Source organism: Kitasatospora sp. NPDC058444, assembly GCF_042721415.1.
Classification (GTDB): Bacteria; Actinomycetota; Actinomycetes; order Streptomycetales; family Streptomycetaceae; genus Kitasatospora.
Genome location: NZ_JBHXLL010000003.1, coordinates 185,947 through 202,233, shown reverse-complemented (window position 1 = coordinate 202,233; position 16,287 = coordinate 185,947). Strand labels below are relative to the sequence as shown.

At 72.1% G+C, this 16,287-nt stretch carries 14 protein-coding genes and 1 riboswitch; of the genes, 8 read left to right on the top strand and 6 right to left on the bottom strand.

Going from position 1 to position 16,287, the window contains the following annotated elements:
- Window positions 1–15: 15 nt before the first annotated feature.
- The 4 genes from ACFWP2_RS05445 (at window position 16) to def (ending at window position 5,047) form a co-directional block, all read left to right on the top strand.
- Window positions 16–1,449 carry an HD-GYP domain-containing protein gene (locus tag ACFWP2_RS05445; RefSeq protein WP_380448527.1) on the top strand — a complete coding sequence of 478 codons (1,434 nt, stop codon included), beginning with the start codon at window positions 16–18 and terminating at the stop codon, window positions 1,447–1,449.
- Between the two features lie 161 nt (window positions 1,450–1,610).
- Window positions 1,611–2,960 (top strand): HD-GYP domain-containing protein, encoded by a 1,350-nt coding sequence (locus ACFWP2_RS05440; RefSeq protein ID WP_380448525.1) that lies wholly within the window; start codon window positions 1,611–1,613, stop codon window positions 2,958–2,960.
- Between the two features lie 409 nt (window positions 2,961–3,369).
- Entirely contained in the window at window positions 3,370–4,362 is a 993-nt protein-coding gene (locus ACFWP2_RS05435) for a tetratricopeptide repeat protein (protein ID WP_380448523.1), read from the top strand.
- Between the two features lie 43 nt (window positions 4,363–4,405).
- Window positions 4,406–5,047: a peptide deformylase gene (def, locus tag ACFWP2_RS05430; RefSeq protein WP_380448521.1), complete on the top strand. Its 642-nt coding sequence runs from the start codon at window positions 4,406–4,408 to the stop codon at window positions 5,045–5,047.
- 96 nt (window positions 5,048–5,143) lie between these two features.
- Here def and ACFWP2_RS05425 read toward each other — a convergent pair whose 3' ends face one another.
- The 4 genes from ACFWP2_RS05425 to ACFWP2_RS05410 all read right to left on the bottom strand — a co-directional run bounded on the left by ACFWP2_RS05425 (window position 5,144) and on the right by ACFWP2_RS05410 (window position 8,192).
- On the bottom strand, window positions 5,144–6,127 hold the full coding sequence (locus tag ACFWP2_RS05425) for an NAD-dependent epimerase/dehydratase family protein (RefSeq protein ID WP_380448519.1): 984 nt from the start codon (window positions 6,125–6,127) through the stop codon (window positions 5,144–5,146).
- 139 nt (window positions 6,128–6,266) lie between these two features.
- Window positions 6,267–7,325 carry a ferritin-like protein gene (locus tag ACFWP2_RS05420; protein WP_380448517.1) on the bottom strand — a complete coding sequence of 353 codons (1,059 nt, stop codon included), beginning with the start codon at window positions 7,323–7,325 and terminating at the stop codon, window positions 6,267–6,269.
- 157 nt (window positions 7,326–7,482) lie between these two features.
- Window positions 7,483–7,758, bottom strand: a complete 276-nt coding sequence (locus ACFWP2_RS05415) for a hypothetical protein (protein WP_380448515.1) — start codon at window positions 7,756–7,758, stop codon at window positions 7,483–7,485.
- Entirely contained in the window at window positions 7,755–8,192 is a 438-nt protein-coding gene (locus ACFWP2_RS05410; protein WP_380448513.1) for an ATP-binding protein, read from the bottom strand. The genes ACFWP2_RS05415 and ACFWP2_RS05410 overlap by 4 nt, the downstream gene beginning before the upstream one ends.
- Window positions 8,193–8,425: 233 nt before the next feature.
- Between ACFWP2_RS05410 and ACFWP2_RS05405 the strand changes: the two genes are divergently transcribed.
- Complete coding sequence (locus ACFWP2_RS05405; protein WP_380448511.1) at window positions 8,426–9,280, top strand: helix-turn-helix domain-containing protein; 855 nt, start codon at window positions 8,426–8,428, stop codon at window positions 9,278–9,280.
- 27 nt (window positions 9,281–9,307) lie between these two features.
- Window positions 9,308–9,517: a DUF397 domain-containing protein gene (locus tag ACFWP2_RS05400; protein ID WP_380448509.1), complete on the top strand. Its 210-nt coding sequence runs from the start codon at window positions 9,308–9,310 to the stop codon at window positions 9,515–9,517.
- Window positions 9,518–9,579: 62 nt separating this feature from the next.
- Here ACFWP2_RS05400 and ACFWP2_RS05395 read toward each other — a convergent pair whose 3' ends face one another.
- Both ACFWP2_RS05395 and ACFWP2_RS05390 read right to left on the bottom strand, forming a co-directional pair.
- Window positions 9,580–10,596 (bottom strand): ribonucleotide-diphosphate reductase subunit beta, encoded by a 1,017-nt coding sequence (locus ACFWP2_RS05395; protein WP_380448507.1) that lies wholly within the window; start codon window positions 10,594–10,596, stop codon window positions 9,580–9,582.
- A complete protein-coding gene (locus ACFWP2_RS05390) occupies window positions 10,596–13,007 on the bottom strand; it encodes a ribonucleoside-diphosphate reductase subunit alpha (RefSeq protein WP_380448937.1) in 2,412 nt (803 codons plus the stop codon). The genes ACFWP2_RS05395 and ACFWP2_RS05390 overlap by 1 nt, the downstream gene beginning before the upstream one ends.
- Window positions 13,008–13,199: 192 nt before the next feature.
- Window positions 13,200–13,332: riboswitch (cobalamin riboswitch) on the bottom strand.
- Between the two features lie 342 nt (window positions 13,333–13,674).
- On the opposite strand from ACFWP2_RS05390, the gene ACFWP2_RS05385 reads away from it, so the two are divergent.
- Both ACFWP2_RS05385 and ACFWP2_RS05380 read left to right on the top strand, forming a co-directional pair.
- The gene (locus ACFWP2_RS05385) at window positions 13,675–14,625 is read left to right on the top strand and encodes a hypothetical protein (RefSeq protein ID WP_380448505.1); all 951 of its coding nucleotides are present in this window, start codon (window positions 13,675–13,677) and stop codon (window positions 14,623–14,625) included.
- A 181-nt stretch (window positions 14,626–14,806) separates the two neighbouring features.
- Entirely contained in the window at window positions 14,807–16,261 is a 1,455-nt protein-coding gene (locus ACFWP2_RS05380; protein WP_380448503.1) for a glycoside hydrolase family 26 protein, read from the top strand.
- Window positions 16,262–16,287 lie beyond the last annotated feature (26 nt).

Below are 16,287 nucleotides of genomic sequence, written 5' to 3'. Positions count from 1 at the left end.
GCGACGCGCTACCTGGTGGCCGTCCCGGTGGTGGCGCTGTGCTGCCTGGTGCCGCTGCTGCCCGCCGCGGTCACCCCCCGGCTGCCGCACTGGCTCGGCGCGCCGGTGGACTGGCCCAAGGTCGGGCTGCTGGCCTTCCTGCACGGCTGCTGGGAGTCCCTGGCCCAGGGCCTGCCCACACCCTGCCTGGTGCTGGTGCGCCGGCTGCTGCGCCGGCCGGCGCTGCCCGAGCGGACGCCCGCCCGGCCCGGGGTGAACGCCTTCTTCCCGGTGCTGTTCGCCGGGGTGCTGATGCTCGCGCCGTCCGCCTCCGCGCTGGTCGCCGCCCCGGCCGCGCTGCTCGGCGGACCGAGCGGGCGCGGCTGCCGCCCGCGCCAGCTGTTCAACGGCTCCCAGCTCGCGCTGTGCGCCTTCGCCTCCTCGGCCGCCTTCCACCTGCTGCGCGGCCCGCAGCTGCTGCTCGGCTCCCGCTTCCCGGCCGCACTGCTGCCGGGATTCGCCGCCGTCGCGGTGTTCTGCCTGGTCAACGGGGTGGTGGTCGGCGTCATGCTGATGCTCAGCGAGGGCCGCCGCCCCGGGGTGCTGCTGCGCGGAGCGCACTCGGTGTGCGGGCTGCCGGTGCTGGTGCACGCGGCCGGCGGGCTGATGGTCGCGGTGCTCTGGCAGGGCCCGTACGGCGCGTTCGCGGCGCTGCTCGCGCTGCTGCCGCTGTCCATCTCGGCCTGGGTGTTCGCCCAGGGCCAGCGCGAGCGCGACGCCCACCAGGCCACCGTGCAGTCGCTGGTGCAGGCCGTGGAGATCAAGGACTCCTACACCCGGGGCCACAGCGAACGGGTCGGCCGGGCCTCGGTGCTGATCGCCACCCAGCTCGGCATGGAGGCCGAACGGCTGCGCACCCTGCGCTTCGCCGGCATCCTGCACGACGTCGGCAAGCTCGGGGTGGCCACCGAGCTGCTGCGCAGAAACGGTCCCCTCACCGAGGAGGAGCGCCGGGCGGTGGAGATCCACCCGGTGTACGGGTACGAGCTGGTGCGCGGGATCGACTTCCTCCGCGAGGCGCACGCCGGAATCCTGCACCACCACGAGCGGATGGACGGCCGGGGCTACCCGAGCGGGCTGGCCGGCGAGCAGATCCCCGAGTTCGCCCGGATCATCTCGGTCGCCGACGCCTTCGACTCGATGACCTCCACCCGCTCCTACCGGCGCGGCCGCCCGGTCGGCGAGGCGGTCACGGAGCTGGAGCGCTGCTCGGGCAGCCAGTTCGACCCGGTGATGGTGCGGGCGCTGATCGGCGCGCTGGCCGAGCACGACTGGCAGCCGGTGGTGCACCCGGAGGACTGCATCGAGGCGGTGCCGGACATCCCGCTCGGGGTGCCCGAGCCCGCCCGGGCGGCGCCGGGCCGGGTACCGCCCCAGGGCGAGGGCGTCCCCGCGGCCGGGCAGCCGTGAGGGCCACCGGGCGCGGGGCCCGGGGGCGGGCGGCCGGCGGTGCGGGCGGTGGCGTCGACGGGGCCGGTCGGGCCGGTGCCGGGCGAGGGTTCTCCGGGCGTGCGGTGTTCGGGCGTGCGGTGTTCGGGCCGGGGGCGTTCGGCCCCCGGACGCTGCGGCGCGTGCTCCTCGGCCGTACGCCCTGCGGGCGCACCGCGCGCGCGGTGCACGCGGCGGCCGCCGCCCTGCTGGTGCTCGCGCTGGGCGCCGTCGCGGTGCGCGGGATCGCGGAGCCCGGCGTCGTCCTGGCGTTCACCGCGCTGATCGCGCTCGGCGAGTGCGTCCGCATCACCCTTCCGGGGGATCGGGAACAGGCGCCCATCGGGGCGGCCGGCGCGCTGGCGTACGCCCTGCTCGGGCCGCTGCGCGGAGTGCCGACCGCGCACGGGACGCTCCAGGTGGTCGCGGTGACCGGGGCCGGCCTGCTGCTGGGCTGGCTGGGCTGCCTCGTGCTGCCGCGCCTCGTCCTGCCGCGCCGGGTCCCGCCGGGCGGCCCCGGCCGTCCGTACGACCGCCCGCCCTGGGCCGACCCGGCCCGCCGCGACGGCGCCGCCCGCCGACTGCTCGCCGTCGGCTTCGCGGCCGCCGTCTTCCAGCCGCTCTACAACGGCGGCACCGTCGACCGCTTCTCGCCCGAGGGCCCGGCGTACGGGGCGTTCCTGACCGCCGTCGCCGCGCTGGCCGCGCTCTGCGACGCGACCCTGGCGGCCCTGCTGCGCCGCTCCGGCGGCGGGCTGCGGTTCCCGGCCGCGCTGGAGGACGAGCTGCGCTCGCTGTTCGGCATCGGCTCGGCGATCGTCGCCACCGGGATGCTGGTCAGCCTCGCGGCCGGCGAGGTCGGGCTGTGGGCCCTGCCGCTGTTCTGCACCCCGTTGCTGCTCGCCCAGGTGTCCTTCCGGCGCGCCGCCGCCGTGCGGGCCACCACCGGGCAGACCATCGCCAGCCTCGCCCGGGCCACCGAGGTGGCCGGCTACACCCCGCACGGGCACGCGCGCAGGGTCGCGGACACGGCGTGCGCGCTCGGCCGCGAGCTGGGTATGGGCACCCGCGAGCTCGCCCTGTTGGAGTACGCCGCGCTGATGCACGACGTCGGCCAGCTCTCCCTGGTCGAACCGGTGCCGGACGGCGCCACCGCCCTGCTGCCCGGTGCCGAGCAGCAGCGGATCGCCCGCCTCGGCAGCGAGGTGATCAGCCGCACCGGGGTGCCCCGGCAGGTCGCCGAGCAGGTCGCCCGGCTGGCCGACCCCCACCCCGGACCCGCCACCGGCGAGGGGCCGGTGCCGCTCGCCTCCCGGATCATCCGGGTCGCCAACGCCCACGACGACCTGCTCACGGCGGCCCGCGGCCGCGGCGTCGGCGAGGCCGTCGGGCGGCTGGAGGCCCTGGAGGCGCTGCGGCTGGGCCGCGGCCGGGTCTACGACGCCCGCGTGGTGGACGCCCTCGCCAGGGTGGGCGGTCAGGCCCGCCGCTGAGGGGCCGGCCGGGGCGGCCGGCGGGCGGTGGGCCGGGGGCGGCCGGGGGGCGGTGGGCCGGGGGCGGCCGGGGGGGCGGTGGGCCGGGGGCGGCCGGGGGCGGCCGGGGGCGGCCGGAGGGCGGTGGGCCGGGGGTGCGCGGGGCTCGCACGGCAGGGGCCGTCCGCCACCGCCGCGGGCCCCGGGAACCGGGTGCAGGGCGTCAGGGGTTGAGCGGGTGGGATCGGACGGGCAGGCTGGGGAGGGGCGGACCCCAACCTCGGCGGTGGGGAGCGCGGGCGGGGGCGGGCGTGGTTGGATGCGGTCGTAGCGTGGAACACCGACCCGGGACACCGGGCCCGGAACGCCGTCCGAGGCGGTAGGGCACGGTGGCACGGGACTTGAGCGGACGACGACGGCAGGGACGAACGTGAGGATCTTCCACCGGGCACGGCACCGGCCGTCCGCCACCTGGCGGCAGACGACCGACCGGGCCTTCACGCTGATCGGCGACGGCCGCTACGAGGACGCCGGCGCGCTGCTGGTGATGGCCGCCGACCTGGAGCCGTGGCTCTCCGACTCCTGGTTCAACCTCGCCCTGCTGCACAAGTTCCGCCGGGACTGGGAGCAGGCCCGCTCGGCCGGCCTGCGTGCCGTCGCCCTGCTGGACCGCGAGCACGGCGCCCCGGACTGGTGGAACCTCGGCATCACCGCCACCGCCCTCCAGGACTGGCCGCTGGCCCGCCGCGCCTGGCAGGCGTACGGGCTGAAGCTGCCCGGTGGCCCCGGCGGGCAGCAGGACGGCCCGGTCAGCCTGGACCTCGGCACCACCCCGGTGCGGCTCTCCCCGGACGGCGAGTCCGAGGTGGTCTGGGGCCGCCGGCTGGACCCGGCCCGGATCGAGGTGCTGTCCATCCCGCTGCCCTCCTCCGGCCGCCGCTGGGGCGAGGTGGTGCTGCACGACGGCGCCCCGCACGGCGAGCGGGTCACCGACGGCGTCGCCTACCCGGTGTTCGACGAGATCGAGCTGTGGGCGCCCTCCCCGGTGCCGACCTACGTGGTGCTGCTCCAGGCCGCCACCGCCGGGGACCGGGACGCGCTGGAGCGGCTGGTCGCCGACGCCGGCTACGCGGCCGAGGACTGGACCTCCTCGGTGCGGCTGCTGTGCCGCGCCTGCTCGGAGAGCCGGATGGCCTCCGACGACGGCGTCGCCGCCCACCACGACCCGCACGACGACGGCGACGCCGCCCACCCCGGCCACCTCAGCCACCTCAGCCAGGGCGGCGCCGCCGGGATGTCCTGGCTGGTCGAGCGCGAGTGCGGGATCGCCGCCCCGGCCCACCTGGTGCGCGTCCTGCTGGACCGCTGGGTCGCGGCCGCCCCGGGAAGCCGGGCTTACCGGGACCTCGAAGAAGTGTGCTGAGTACCCTGGTGAGGTAACGCGTAGACCTATGGAAGCGGAAGACATGGCGGAGCAGGCCGAGCAGCACGAGCACGAGCACGACGTGGAGGGGACGGCGCCCGAGACGCCCGTGAAGGTGATCGGTGAGGAGCCCGACCTCAGCAAGGGCACCGCACGCCCGATCACCGTCGTCGGCAACCCGGTGCTGCACCGCGAGGTCAAGGACGTCACCGCCTTCGACGGCGAGCTGTCCGCGCTGATCGACGACATGTTCCAGTCGATGTACGCCGCCGAGGGCGTCGGCCTCGCCGCCAACCAGATCGGCGTCGACCTCAAGGTCTTCGTCTACGACTGCCCGGACGACGAGGGCGTGCGCCACATCGGCCACGTGATCAACCCCGTGCTGGAGGAGTACCCGGCCGACCGCCGCCGCGTCCTGGACGACAGCAACGAGGGCTGCCTCTCCGTCCCCACCGCCTACGCCGAGCTGGCCCGCCCGGACTACGCCGCCGTCACCGGCGTCGACAAGGACGGCACGCCGATCCGCGTCGAGGGCACCGGCTTCTTCGCCCGCTGCCTCCTGCACGAGACCGACCACCTCTACGGCACCCTCTACATCGACAAGCTGTCGAAGCGGGACCGCAAGGACGCCCTGAAGCAGATGGCCGAGGGCACCCCGAAGTACGCGACCGTGCCGAACGCGTAGTCGCACGTCGCACCGAACGCCGCCGCCCCGTACGGGAGTTCCGTACGGGGCGGCGGCGTTCCCGTGTGCGGGCCCGCCGCGGACCCGGCTCGTGGGTCAGGACTCGCCGTGCTGGCCGCGGGAGAAGATGGTCGGGCTGCCGGGGAGCTCCGGATTCGCGCCGAGGTGGTCGGCCAGGTCGCGCACCCCCTCGACCAGCGAGACCGACGGCCGGTATCCCAGGCCCTGGAGCTTGGAGATGTCGCCGACCAGCCGGTAGGTGTCGTCCTCGATCTCCGGGATCACGCTGACCTCCGGCGTCTTGCCGGTGGCCTCCCCGATCGTGTCGACGAGCTCGCGCATCGACACCTCCGTGCCGGAGCCGATGTTGAACACCTCGCCCAGGTCGGCCCGGTCGGCGATCGTCAGCAACCCCTGGACCAGGTCGGTGACATGGACGAAGTCGCGGGTCTTCCGGTCGATGTCGCCCACGATCTGGATGGGTCGGTGGTTGAGGTGCCAGCGCAGGAAACGGCCGACCTCGACCATCGCCTCGTGCGGGTTCTCCCCCGGTCCGTAGACGCAGAAGGGGCGGCCGACCACCACCGGGAGGCCGCAGGCGCGGTGGAGTGCCAGGCAGGTGATCTCGCCGCTGAGTTTGGACGCGCCGTACGGCACGAAGGGGCGGGTCGGGTGGTCCTCGTCCATGGGGAATTTCCGGGGCGTTCCGTAGACGGACGCGGACGAGACGTAGACGACCCGACGGACGGGCGCCTTGAGGAGGGCCTCGGCGAAGATCAGCGTGCCGAGTGCGTTGATCTCGAAGTCGAGGCGCGGTTGCGTCACCGACAACGTGCCGTTCGCGTTCGCGGCGACGTGGAAGACCAGGTCCGCGTCGTCCACGGCCTCGGCGACGGCGTCGACCTCGCGGATGTCCAGCAGGTGCAGGGTGGTCCCGGACGGCGCCGAGATGCTCGTGGCCGTCCGGGCGTTGTCGATGATCGACACCTCTTTCCCCAGGAAGAGAAGAGCGCTGGTCAGGTGCCTTCCGACGAAACCCAATCCGCCCGACACCAATACCTTGTCGTATTCTTCGAGCATATATTCGATATATCAGGCCTCGAACACATTCGCGATCCGGGTATTCGGAACCGCGTCCGTTCGGGTGAAATATCGGGCGGACAGGTGTGGGGCCGGCGTGGACCTGTCCGCACCGGCCCTCGGCCTCGGTGAAGGACTCCTACTGGACGAAGAGCCACTCCGGGCCGTAGGTGAGGTGGGGGTCGCCGGGGAGTCTGATGGCGTTCAACTCCTGCGCCATGCCGCCCAGATCGGTCATGTTCCCGATCGCGGTGAACAGCCGGTCCCTGTCGCCGCCCCAGGCCTTCTGGAGATTGTCCAACATGGCGCTGTACGTGGTGTTGAAGTCGCGCAGCCGGTCGGCGGTGGCCTGGTCGGGCACGTTGGCGGGGTCGTTGGCCCAGCCGCCGGCGGGGACGCGGGCGACGGGCGCGGTGACCGGGAGCGGGACGTCGGGGCCGGTGAACTCGAACCGTCCCGTCGTGGGGTTCTTCACGAGCTTCTTGCCGACGGCGATCTCCTTGAAGGCGTAGTAGTGGGCGAGCTCGCCCGGCTCGCCGAAGAACGGGTTGTCCGGGGAGGCGTCGGTGCCCTCGCCCTGGGTCTGGATGATGTTGATCGCCTTCAGGACGTCGTCGATGGTGTTCATCGCCACGACGTCGTTGCCGGCGCCGTGGCCGATCGCCCCGAGCGGGAAGGTCACCTGGTTGTGCCCGGTCAGCAGGTGCGCGTACCTCGGGAAGACGTCGGCGATGCGCTGGTAGAACCTGCCGATCGTGTTGCCGTCGGCCGCGAAGGCGAGCGGGTTCTCGGGCTTCTCGATGTCCGCGAAGAGCGCGGCCGAGTCGCGGGTCAGCCCGCTGAGGAAGACCTCCAGCCCCGGGTTGACGCCACCCGGCAGCTCTCCGGGGTACTTGGGGACGGTGAGCGGGTCCGTGAGGACGACGGTGCCACCGATGCTGGTGAGCATGTTGCAGACCAGGCCGAAGTGCGACATCTCGTCGAAGACGATCTCGCGGATCGCGCTGCGGACCGGGTTGCCGTCGTCCGGATCGGTGATCGACCAGAGGGCGGTCGCGTAGGGCGGGATGGTGGAGAGCTCCAGCATGATCGCCCGCTGGAGCGCCTCCCTGAGCTCCTGCTCGGTCCAGTCCTCCTCGGCGATGCCCATGAGCTGGACGATCGCGTCGCTCTCGTAGTCCAGGATGCCGGTCGTCACGACGTACCCCTTTCGTTCGGCTGTGCGCCGGACCGTAGTCGGGGGTCGGTCGTCCGTCTGCGTGGAATGCCGGTGCGGCCCGGGAGTTCATCCGGACGGGCGCGCGTGGACCTGCGGCCGCCCCGCCCGGCGTGAAAGCCGGGCGGGGCGGGGGAGTTCAGGGCCGGGCGGTGGTGGTGATGGTGATCAGGTGGGCGGTCCAGTCGGTCATGCCGCCGACGTAGAGGGTGACGCTCCAGCTGTCGTTGCGGGCGAGGCAGTTGGCGACGCCCTCGCCGCCGCCGGGCCCGATGCAGAGCCGGATGAAGTCGCGGTGGGCTTCGCGGATCGGGAGGGCGCGGACGCTCTCCCAGAGGACGGGCAGGGCGTGGTCGAGGCTGGGGAAGTCGGCGGGGAGCATGATGCCGGCGATCCCGGCCCGGACGGTGCTCACGCGGCGGCCCGCTCGGGGGAGGCGTGGCACCAGACGAACTTGCCGATGCCGCCCTCGCGCGGGCAGCAGCCCCACTGGGTGGCCAGCTGCTGGACGAGCCGCAGGCCCCGGCCGGTCTCGGTGGAGGTGGAGGCGGGCCGGAGGGAGGGCTTCTCACTGTCGGCGTCGTGCACCTCGATGCGGAGGGTGTCGTCCGGGGAGAGCCGGAAGCGGACGAAGATCAGCCGGTCACGCGGGGCGCGGGCGTGCTGGACGGCGTTGGTGACCAGCTCGCTGACCAGCAACTCCCCGGTGAAGACGAGGAGTTCGCCGGAGGGGTGGGGGAGGAGGAAGTCGTGGAGCTCCCAGCGGGCCGCGCGGGGGGCCTTGCGGTGCCGGGGCAGCCAGCAGGTCCGCTCGGCGGGGAGGGGGGAGGGGGAGAGGTCTTCAGGCATGGCGGGGCCACCTATGGAGTGTGCAGGTGAGAGTGGCTGAAGAAGGCATGGGGATGCCCGGTGGTGAGCCCCACCGAAATCACGCTGTGTGGCAGTGCTCACTACTCCAGGTAGCATGCACCCGAGTTGGTGCAACCTGCAAGCGAAACAACTGCAACGATGCAGATCTGGTTACGCTGGATTGACGAACCGTCACAAGGCACACTGTGGCCGTAAGGTGAGAGGACTTCTGCATGGCTGATGAATCGAAGCCGACTGTCCGTGCCCGGCGACTCGGCTCGGAGCTTCGCCGCCTTCGTGAGATTGCGGGCAAGGGGACGGAGGATGCGGCGAAGGCCCTCGCTTGTTCCCGCGCCAAGATCAGCCGCATAGAGACCGGGGTCTCGGGCGTTCGTCGGCTGGACCTCGGGATCCTGCTGGATCTATACGGGGTGGGCGTCAAGGAGCGTGAAGCTCTGGAGAAGTTGGCGCGGGAGAGCAGGAAGCGCGGCTGGTGGCACGACTACGGCGACACCATCCCGTCGGCGTATGTCGATGTTCTCGGGCTGGAAGATGACGCTCGCTACATCCGTATGTGGCAGACCATGGTTGTGCCGGGCTTGTTGCAGACGAAGCGCTACGCTCGCGCCCTGCTCGAAGCCAACCCCGCTGCGGTTCGACCGGAGCGCATCGACCAGCTGGTCGAGATCCGTATGGAGCGGAAGGAAGTTCTCGCGAAGCCGGATCCGGCCCGATTCTGGGCGATCATCTGGGAGCCTGCGCTCAGGTGCCCGGTGGGAGGGGTGAAGGTCCACAAGGAGCAGTTGGAACATCTCGCGGAGATGGCGCAGCTCCCCAACGTCACCTTGCAAGTGGTGCCGCTGGAGGTCGGTGCGACTGCCGGCGCATGTGGCGCCTTCGTGATGTACGGCTTCTCTGACTCACCTACTCCCGGCGCGGTGTTCCTGGAAACCCTGACAAGCAGCCACTATCTGGAGCAGCAGGGCGAACTGGATGGCTATGGGCTGGTCTTCGAATACTTGCGATCGGCTGCTCTGAACCCCAAGGAGTCGCTGGATATGATCGCGGCCATCGCCGCGGCGACATGACGATGAGATCAGAAGAGGTGTGAGCGCGTGACTGTGCCGGACAGTGCCACTCAGGGGTGGCGCAAGAGCAGCTATAGCGCCCAGGCGAACGAGTGTGTGGAGACCCGGCCGTTGATGGTGGGTGGGATGGCTGTCCGGGACTCGAAGGACTCAGGTGGGCCAGCTCTGGCGTTCGCTTCCGATGCCTGGTCGTCCTTCCTCGCCGGGGTCAAGTCCGGGGAGTTTTCGACCGACTGAAACAACAGCGGTGCCCCGCACGGGCTGTGGCCGTGCGGGGCACCTCTGTCGTTTCGTGCCTTTTAGAAGTCGTCGTCGAAGGCGACGGTGCCCTCGACGGCCACCTGGTACGCCGACACCCGGCGCTCGAAGAAGTTGGTCAGCTCCTGGACGTTCTGGAGCTCCATGAAGCCGAACGGGTTCGTCGACCCGTAGCGGATCGGCAGACCCAGGCGTGCGAGGCGCTGATCCGCCACGGCCTCCAGGTACTCCCGCATCGAGGCGGTGTTCATGCCGGGCAGGCCGTCACCGCACAGGTCCTGGGCGAACTGGAGCTCGGCCTCGACGGCTTCCTCCAGCATCTCCGTGACCTGCTTGGCCATCTCGTCGTCGAAGAGGTCGGGCTCCTCCTCGCGGACGGTGTCCACCACCGACATCGCGAAGTCCATGTGCATGGACTCGTCGCGGAACACCCAGTTCGTACCGGTCGCGAGGCCGTGCAGCAGGCCCCGGCTCCGGAACCAGTACACGTAGGCGAAGGCGCCGTAGAAGAACAGGCCCTCGACGCACGCGGCGAAGCAGATCAGGTTCAGGAGGAACGCGCGGCGGTCCTCCTTGGTCTGCAGCGACTCGATGTGGTCGACCGCGTTCATGTACTTGAAGCAGAACTGCGCCTTCTGGCGGATGGAGGGGATGTTCTCCACCGCGGCGAAGGCCGCGTTGCGGTCCTCCGGGTCGGGCAGGTAGGTGTCGAGCAGCGTCAGGTAGAACTGGACGTGCACGGCCTCCTCGAACAGCTGCCGCGAGAGGTACAGCCGCGCCTCGGGCGAGTTGATGTGCTTGTAGAGGCTCAGCACCACGTTGTTGGAGACGATCGAGTCGCCCGTCGCGAAGAACGCGACCAGCCGGCCGATCAGGTGGCGCTCGCCCTCGCTGAGCTTCGCCAGGTCGGCGACGTCGGAGTGCAGGTCCACCTCCTCGACGGTCCAGGTGTTCTTGATGGCGTCCCGGTACCGGTCGTAGAACGACGGGTAGCGCATCGGGCGCAGGGTCAGCTCGAAGCCGGGGTCGAGCAGCATCTTCTGGCGGTCGTCGGACATTACTGGCAGGCCTCGCAGGACTCGGGGTTCTCCAGGGAGCAGGCGAGGGCGGCTTCCTGCTCCGGGGTGAGGGTCGGGGTGTTCACGGGCACGGGCGCCGGCGCGGCGGCGCGGGCGGTGCCGGACGCGGCCTGGGCGATGCGGGTGGCCGGGCGCGAACGCAGGTAGTAGGTGGTCTTCAGACCGACCTTCCACGCGTAGGCGTACATCGAGCTGAGCTTGCCGATGGTCGGCGCCGCCATGAACAGGTTCAGGGACTGGCTCTGGTCCAGGTACGGCATGCGGGCCGCGGCCAGGTCGATCAGCGCGCGCTGCGGCAGCTCCCAGGCCGTCCGGTACAGCGAACGCACCTCGGCGGGCAGCCAGTTCAGCTCCTGCACCGAGCCGTTGGCGTCGCGCAGGGCGTCGCGGGTCTGCTGGTCCCAGACGCCGAGCTCCTTGAGCTCGCGCACCAGGTACGGGTTGACCTGGAGGAACTCGCCGGACAGCGTCTCGCGCTTGAACAGGTTGGACACCTGCGGCTCGATGCACTCGTACACGCCGGCGATGGAGGCGATGGTCGCGGTCGGCGCGATCGCCAGCAGCAGCGAGTTGCGCAGGCCGGTCTCGGCGATCCGGGCGCGCAGCGCCGTCCAGCGGTCGGCCCACTGCGGGGCGGCCGTCGGGAAGTGGTCGATGTGCAGCTCGCCGCGGGCGGCGCGGGTCTCGCCGTACGCCTCGTGGCGGCCCAGCTGCTCGGCCAGGTCGGCGGAGCGCTCGTACGCGGTGAGCATGATGCGCTCGGCGATCAGCGTCGACAGGACCTTCGCCTCGGCCGAGTCGAAGTCGATCCGCAGCTTGAAGAAGACGTCCTGCAGGCCCATCACGCCGAGGCCGACCGGCCGCCAGCGGGAGTTGGAGGTGCCGGCCTCGGTGGTCGGGTAGAAGTTGATGTCCACCACGCGGTCGAGGAACGTCACGGCCGTACGGACGGTGGCGTCGAGGCGCTCCCAGTCCATCGCGCCGATCAGATCACCGGCCGAAGCCCCGGCGGCGACGTGGGCGCCCAGGTTGACCGAGCCCAGGTTGCAGACGGCGGTCTCGGAGTCGTCCGTGACCTCCAGGATCTCGGTGCACAGGTTGGAGGAGTGCACCGTGCGGCCCGGCAGCGCGGTCTGGTTGGCGGCGCGGTTGGAGGCGTCCTTGAAGGTCATCCAGCCGTTGCCGGTCTGCGCGAGGGTGCGCATCATGCGGGCGTACAGGGTCTGCGCCGGGATGGTGCGCACGGCCTTGCCGGCCAGCTCGGCCTTGCGGTAGGCCTCGTCGAACTCCTCGCCCCACAGGTCGACCAGCTCGGGCACGTCGGCCGGGGAGAACAGCGACCAGTCGGCGTTGGCGTTGACCCGGCGCATGAACTCGTCCGGGATCCAGTGCGCCAGGTTGAGGTTGTGGGTGCGGCGGGCCTCTTCGCCGGTGTTGTCGCGGAGCTCCAGGAACTCCTCGATGTCGGCGTGCCAGGTCTCCAGGTAGACGCAGGCCGCGCCCTTGCGGCGGCCGCCCTGGTTGACGGCGGCGACCGAGGAGTCGAGGGTGCGCAGGAACGGCACGATGCCGTTGGACTTGCCGTTGGTGCCGCGGATCAGGCTGCCGCGCGAGCGGATGCGCGAGTAGGACAGGCCGATGCCGCCGGCGTGCTTGGACAGGCGGGCGATCTGCGCGTAGCGGTTGTAGATCGAGTCCAGGTTGTCCAGCGGCGAGTCGAGCAGGTAGCAGCTCGACATCTGCGGGTGGCGGGTGCCGGAGTTGAAGAGCGTCGGCGAGGACGTCAGGTACTCCAGGCGGCTCATCAGGCCGTACAGCTCGGCCACCTCGCGCACCGACTGCTCGCTGTCGCCGACCGCCAGGCCACAGGCGACGCGGAGCAGGAAGTGCTGCGGGGTCTCGATCACCTTGCGGGTGATCGGGTGGCGCAGCAGGTAGCGGGACTGCACGGTGCGCAGGCCGAAGTACTCGAAGCGGTCGTCGCCCGCGGTGTCGATCAGCGCGTCCAGGGCGGCGGCGTGCTTGGCGACGAAGTCCGCGGTGGTGTCGCCGATCAGGCCCTCGGCGTGGCCGACGGCGATCGAGGCGGAGAAGGACACCGAGCCCTGGCTGTTCGCCTCGTCGACGATCTCCAGGGCGAGCAGGCGGGCGGCGAGCTTCGAGTACTGGGGGTCCTCGGCGATCATCGACGCGGCGGCGTCCACGGCCAGCCCGCGCAGCTCGGCGAAGTCCGAGCCGGCGTGGCGGCCGCGCAGCGCGGCGGCGGCGACATGGCCGGGGTCGACCTCGGTGAGGTCGGTGCTGCGGTCGGTGAGCAGCCGCAGCAGGGCGCCGCCGGGGTCGGAGACCGTCGGGTCGGTGAAGGCGGTACCGGAGCCCTGAGTGGGCAGGGTGGCTGAGGCGGCGGTGGTCAAGGCGCTCTCTCCTGGCGGCGATCGGCGGCGGTGATCGGGGGCCACCGGGCCGATCGGGGCAGGGGAGCACGGCACGAACGCAGACGGCGTCGCGCGACGGTGACTCCCCGGCCCGCCCGCGAGGCCCGGAGGGGTACTGCTCGTGCCGGCGCGGCCTCTGCGGGAGGGCCGTGGCGCACACTGTTCGGCAGGTCATCGGACTCGCGGTACGGCTGCTGGAGCCGCCCGCACACCGCTGCGGGGCAGTCCCGGATTCGCACCGGGTTCCCCTGCATCGACAGCAGTAGCGAGCATACATGTAGTGGTGTCTCCCTGAAGCGACCCCAGATGTAGTACGGCGTCGCGTGTCGGAGTGATGACCGGTGGTACCAGAAATGTGGCGGGTGGCGGCTGTCACAGGCCCCGGAACCGGGCCGCGGCGTCCTGGTTTCGATACGGAATGGTCACCGGGAGGACCGGCCGTCACGGGGATGCCCTACGATCTGGGCGCATGAGCGACGGAACTGGCGTACCTGGGCAGGGGCCGCAGGGAACGCCTCCCGCCGGGCCGGGGGGCGCACAGAGTCAGCAGCCGGTGGCACCTGGTCCGGTGCCGCCGCCGAGCGGGGGTTTCGGGCCGCCTCCGGCCTCGTACGGGCCGGTCGTGCCGTCGGCGCAGCCGGTCCCGCAGCCCATCCCGCCGGTGCCGCACCCGGCCGCGCCGCCGCAGCCGGGCCCGCCGGTCGGGCAGCCGCAGCCGAACCCCCAGCCCCAGTGGCACCTCCAGCAGCAGCCCCAGCAGCCGGGCCCGCCGCAGCGGGTCGAGCCGGACTGGGACGCGCTGGCGGACCGCAACGAGGCCGACGGCAAGCGCCGTCGCCGGATGAAGGTCATCGGCGTGGTGGCCGCGGTCGCCGTGGTGGGCAGCCTGGTCGCCGGCGGTGTGGTGCTGTTCAAGGGCAAGAAGGACAACGGCTCCGCGACGGTCACCAAGACCACCCCGCCGACCGCCCCGCCGAGCACCTCCGGCACCCCGAGCGGCCAGCCGGACGACCCGGCGAAGCCGATCTGGGAGGCCACCACCGATCCGGCGCCGCAGGACGCGGGAGCGCTGTTCTCCGCGCTCCAGGTGACGATCAACGGCGCCACCTGGAACCGGACCGTGGTGTCGCTGGACTCGCCGTGCTGGGACGGGAACTCGACGACCGGCGGGCTGGGCAAGGTGCTCGGCGACCAGGGGTGCCAGCAGGTGCTCCGGGCGACGTACGTCTCCGGTGACAGCGCGGTCACCGTCGGGGTGGCGGTCTTCGACCACAGGATCCAGGCCGAGACCGCGCTGAAGAACTTCACCGGACAGCTCAAGGGCGCGCCCGCGGCCGGAGCCCCGGCCTTCTGCGCCGCCGCCGGCTGCACGGGTACGCACAACAGCCTGGGCCGGTACGGCTACTTCACGGTCGAGGGCTCGGCGAAGGGCGGCAACGGCCCGGACGCCACGGCCACCGCGGCGGCTCCCGGGTTCGCCGAGCACGTGAAGGGGCAACTGCTCAGGCGCGCCAAGGCGGCGTCCTCGGCCGCGCCCGGCGTCCAGGGCACCCCGCCGGCCACGGCGGGCTGACCCGCCGTGACGTCCCCGCCGGCGAGGCCGGCGGGCTGACCCGCCGTGACCCCGCGGTCCCGGCGGGTCCGTTCACGGGGGGCCGGGGGAATGTGGCAGGCTCTCGGAACAGTCATTTCGCATGCGTGTTCCGGTTGCGTCCGTGGGGGGCGGCGCCGGCGAGCAACCGGAGGAGCGGTCCGTGGCCCTGCCCAGAGCCCTGCGCGGCAAGCCCGCCGTCCTGGCCGCGGCCGGGATCGTGGTCGCCGCGGGAGCGGTCGTCCTGCTGGACCACGACGGCAGGGCCGACGTCGAACAGCCCCCGCGGGTCCCGGTCTCGGTCGGCGCGCCCGGGCGCACCCTGCCGCCGGAGGTGGGCCGGGACCTGCTCGCCCGGGATCCGCAGGCCTCGTCGAACGCCCGCGCCGTCCAGCAGTTCCTCGCCGACCTGGAGGCCCAGGCCCGGACCGGGCAGAGCGGCGGCACGGTGATCGGCCAGCACGTCGAGGCGCACAACGAACGCAACAACCCGGAGTACGGGGACTACCGGGGCACCAAGCAGGTCGGCTACTACTACAAGAAGGCCGCCGACATCACCGGCAAGCTGCCCGGTTTCGTGGAGACCGACCTCGGCCCCGGCTACGGCCAGAACGGCTGGGGCGTCGGCAATCCGCGCTCCTACTCGGCCGGCCGCTGGCCCTCCTGCCGGGCCGGCTGGCAGTACACCGACGACGCCGTCGACCTGCTCTCCGCCGTCTGGAACGGCCACCCGCGCGCCGACGACGGCGGCTACGGCGCGGCGGGCGTGCAGCAGAACTGCGACGGCAGCAGCACCGAACTGCCGGACAACGGCGGCGGCCCGGCCGGGATCGTCGGCATGTCCTTCCACCAGCCCTACCCCGGCTCGGACGTCAAGTCCTTCGACCGGGTGCTCTGTTCGAACTCGCCGGCGGCCAAGGACCCCGACTGGTTCGGCCGGGTCGTGGACGGCGCGCACGACACCCCCGAGTACCGCGCGCTGATCACCGACCTGTCCTACCTGGCCGACCACCTGGAGTACCTGGCCGCCCACGACGTGCCGGTGCTGCTGCGCCCGTACCACGAGATGAACGTGCTGGACTGCTCCCGCCGGTTCTGGTGGGCGGGCCAGAAGCCGGCCGACTACCAGGCCCTGTGGAAGATCACCTACAGGTACCTGGTGGAGACCCGGGGGCTGCACAACCTGCTGTTCGTCTGGACGCCGGTGTCCTGGGACGGCGCCCCGGGGGTGGACCCGTGGGACTACTACCCGGGCGCCCAGTTCGTCGACGTGGTCGGGGTGGACGACTACAGCGGCAGCCCGGCGCACCCGATCGGCACCGGCGAGGTGTGGACCAAGCGGTACTACGACGGGCTGTCCGGCTACGGCAAGCCGCGGATGCTGGCCGAGTCCTTCGCCGTCCCGGTCAACTCCCGCCAGCCGGAGACCCTGCGGCGCACCCCCTGGACGATCTGGACGGTCTGGGGGCAGTCGCTCACCGCGAACAACCTGACCCCGGAGCAGCCGCGCAACTCGGCCGCGGACGTCAACGCCACGTACCGCAGTCCGCTGGCGCTCACCGGCGGTTCCGGTTCGTTCGGCGCGAACGTCGACTGGGGCGGCCTGCACGTGCGCTGAGCCGACGCCACCTGAGGCGCGGCGGT